The sequence below is a fragment of the Bartonella sp. MU70NMGDW genome (assembly GCF_042194085.1).
In the GTDB taxonomy this organism is placed as follows: domain Bacteria; phylum Pseudomonadota; class Alphaproteobacteria; order Rhizobiales; family Rhizobiaceae; genus Bartonella; species Bartonella grahamii.
The window spans coordinates 1-3,899 of the sequence record NZ_JBHIMK010000130.1 but is presented as its reverse complement, the minus strand read 5'-3'; the positions used below and the strand labels follow the sequence as shown (position 1 = coordinate 3,899).

General features: G+C 37.4%; 1 protein-coding gene. It reads left to right on the top strand.

What is annotated here, in order from left to right:
- Window positions 1–3,899: type ISP restriction/modification enzyme (locus ACFIKE_RS08610; RefSeq protein WP_375649317.1), on the top strand; the 3,899-nt coding region annotated here is incomplete at both ends.

Here is a 3,899-nt window from a genome sequence, read left to right as displayed (position 1 = left end):
AAAAACCAAGATGATATTGTTGGCATGGAAACATCAGATCTTGTTCTCCCTGCTACCACGGATGCCCAAGCCCTTGCTAAAGAAGTTTGTGAATCCCTAGCAGATGCAATGACGGTCATCTTTTCAACCTATCATTCTATCCAAGTGATTTCGGATGCACAAAAAGACCATGGTTTACCCGAATTTGATTTGATCATTTGTGATGAAGCACACCGTACGACGGGGGCTTCATTGGGAAGTGAAGACAATGAATCTAAATTTATCAAGGTTCATGATAACAGCATTATTCGAGGTAAAAAACGTCTGTATATGACAGCAACGCCTCGTATCTTTAGTGACACTGCTAAAAGGCGCGCTGATGAGATTAATGCCGTTCTCGCATCTATGGACGATGAAACGCTTTATGGCAAACAACTCCATCATTATACATTCGCGGAAGCTGTCGATAATGAACTTTTAACTCCTTACAAGATTGTGGTCTTGGGTATTAATGAAACCTATATCACACCAGCCATACAGGAGATTATTGCCAATGAAAACCGTGAAATTTATTTAGATGATGCGGCAAAAATTATTGGCTGTTATAGAGCCCTGACCAAAATAGATAAGCAAGCGGCTGTTGATGATGATGATACAGAGCCCATGCAATGTGCTTTAGCTTTTTGCAAAGACATTAACACCTCTCAATATATAACAAAGCTCTTTAATAAAATTATCAAATCTCATATTGATGATTTCCTTCAAACCGTTCCCTTTCTAAACTGTGAAGTAAGACATATTGACGGAACGCAAAGTGTCAAAAAACGCAATGAGGAACTGGATTGGCTTAAAGAAGATGCGGGTCAAAATGTTTGTCGGATTTTAAGCAATGTTCGGTGTCTTTCAGAAGGGATTGATGTCCCTGCTCTTGATGCGATCATGTTCTTACACCCACGCAATAGCCAAGTGGATGTGATACAGGCGGTGGGGCGTGTGATGCGCCGTGCTCCAAATAAGAAAACGGGCTATATCATTTTACCCATTATCATTCTTTCACACTTAGAAGCCAAAAAGGCTTTAAAAAACAATAAGAGATACCGTGTTGTTTGGCAAGTTTTGCATGCTTTACATTCTCATGATGAGAGACTTGCTCGGACGATTAATCAAATGTCTTTAGGACAAGATAGCAGCCATACGATTGAGATTATAGAGATTAAGCGTGAGGATGAATTAAAAGAGCTTACCACAACGGTTGATGAGATCTCGATACCATCAAAAGCAGAAAGTTCTGGACGTGTCATTGGAACAGCAGAAAGCAAATCTCAATCGGTATCTGGAGGACAAGGAGACCTATTCCGCCGTTCTGAATTTTTTGATTTTGTCAAAGCCATTTTTCTGGATAGTTTTAAAATCACCGATTATTGGGGCATATGGGCGAACAATGTTGCTGAGATTGCTCAAAATCATATCACGCATCTTCAAAATCTGCTTACTGATGAGACAAGCGAAACCTATCATGCTTTTGATACATTTCATAAGGAACTAAAGAACAACGTCAACAGCGATATCAAGCAAGAAGAAGCGATTGAGATGTTAGCGCAACATCTTGTCACGCGTCCCGTGTTTGAAGCCTTGTTTGAAGGCAATGAATTTGTACAGAACAATGCCATTTCGCAAGCAATGGATAAGATCTTAACGGAACTGGATAAAACCAATATCGAAGAGAAAACGAAAGATCTTGATAAATTTTACAAAAGTGTCACATTCTGTACAGCAGGTATCACCGAAACTCATGCAAAACAGAATCTTATTATCAAACTTTATGAAAGTTTTTTTGCCAAGGCATTTAAGAAAACCACGGATAAGCTTGGGATTGTTTATACGCCCGTTGAAGTTGTTGATTTTATCATTCATTCTGTTGATGATGTGTTGCGGAATGAGTTTGGAACAAGCTTGGGGTCACGGGGTGTCTCCATTCTCGACCCTTTTACGGGAACTGGGACCTTTATCACACGGCTTTTACAATCAGATCTCATCAAACCAGAGGATATGGAATATAAATTCCGTCATGATATCCATGCCAATGAGATTGTTTTGCTTGCTTATTACATAGCTGCCATTAATATTGAATCGACTTATCATAGTTTGATGAAAGGGAATTATATCCCATTCAAGCATATTGGTTTGGCTGATACGTTTCGGATGCTTGAAGAGAAAAATCTGCTACAAAAATTATTTAAAGAAAACAGTGAATATTTAGAACACCAGAAAAATCTCAATATTGAAGTTATCTTTGGTAATCCTCCTTATTCGGTAGGACAAAAAAGCGCTAATGATAATGCAAAGAACAGCCCTTATCCCATATTAGATGATCGTATCCGTGAAACTTATGCTGCTCAATCTAAAGCAAGCCTTATGCGAAATCTTTATGACAGTTATATTCGTGCCATTCGCTGGGCTAGTGACCGTATTGCTGATGCTGGGGTAATCGGCTTTGTTTCTGGCTCTGGTTATGTAGAAAAGTCGACAATGGACAGTTTACGAAAATCTTTAGCAAAAGAGTTTACAGGTATTTATGTACTTAATTTACGGGGTGATATACGTAAAAACATGTTAAGCAATGGAGCTGCTCAAGAAGGAGAAAATGTTTTTGGCAATGGTAGTATGACCGGTATCGCTATAACGCTCTTTATCAAAAATCCTAGTGTGTCTGAAGAGTGTAAAATTTACTATCATGATATTGGTAATAATCTCACAAGAGAAAAAAAGCTTGAGAGGCTTCAATACTTTGGTAGTATCGATGGCATTACACGTAAACAAAAATGGCAAACAATCACGCCGGATGAACATGGTGATTGGATAAATCAACGCGATAATAGTTTCGCAACATTCTTAGCTATAGGTGATAAGAAAGGACATGATAAAAAACTGTTTGAAACTTTTTCTCTTGGAGTTTCAACCAATCGTGATGCGTGGGCGTATAATTCGAGCCGTAAAGTTTTAGAAAAAAATATGACTAGTACGATTGCTTTCTATAATAGTGAAGTAGAACGTTTTAATAATGCTTATGGACATGTTGATCGTAGGATACGTAAAAATGCTGTAGACAATTTTGTTAACGTTGATGCTAAAAAAATCAGTTGGAGTAGTAGTCTAAAAGAAGAGTTTGTAAGAGGAAAAATTTCCGAATTTGAAAATAATTGTTTAGTTCAAAGTATTTACCGTCCTTTTACAAAGCAGTGGCTTTATTACAATAGCGTCTTTAATGAAGCGGTTTCTCAAATGCCGCGGATATTCTCGATGGAGCAAATAGTCGAAAATCAAGTAATACAAATTACAGGTGTAGGAGCAAGAAGTGGTTTTTCTGTTTTGATGAGTAAGGATTTACCTAATCTAGATGCAATAGAAAAAGGTCAATGTTTTCCACGTTATATTTACGAAGATACTGAATCTTTAAAAAATAAAAAACAATCCCTTTTATTTACAAACTCTATAGAAGAAAGCACAACAGCTGATTTACAAAGGCGTGATGCCATTACGGATGAGGGGCTAGAACATTTTAAAGCCGCTTATCCTAATCAAACCATAACAAAAGATGATTTGTTCTATTACGTTTACGGTTTACTTCATTCGGAAGATTACCGTGCTTGTTATGTTGATAACCTCTCTAAAGAATTGCCTCGTATCCCTTGTGTAAAGAGTGCTGGTGATTTTTGGAAGTTCGTAACAGCAGGGCGTGAACTCGGTCATTTGCACGTGAATTATGAAACTATAGAACCTTATCCAGTAACCTTTAAAAAGGGTAATCCAAAATTAACTGACATCTCTAATCCCGAAAAGTTTTATTACGTTACAGAAATGAAATTCGCAAAAGCAGGTAAAGAAAAAGATAAATCAACTGTTATTTACAATAGCAATAT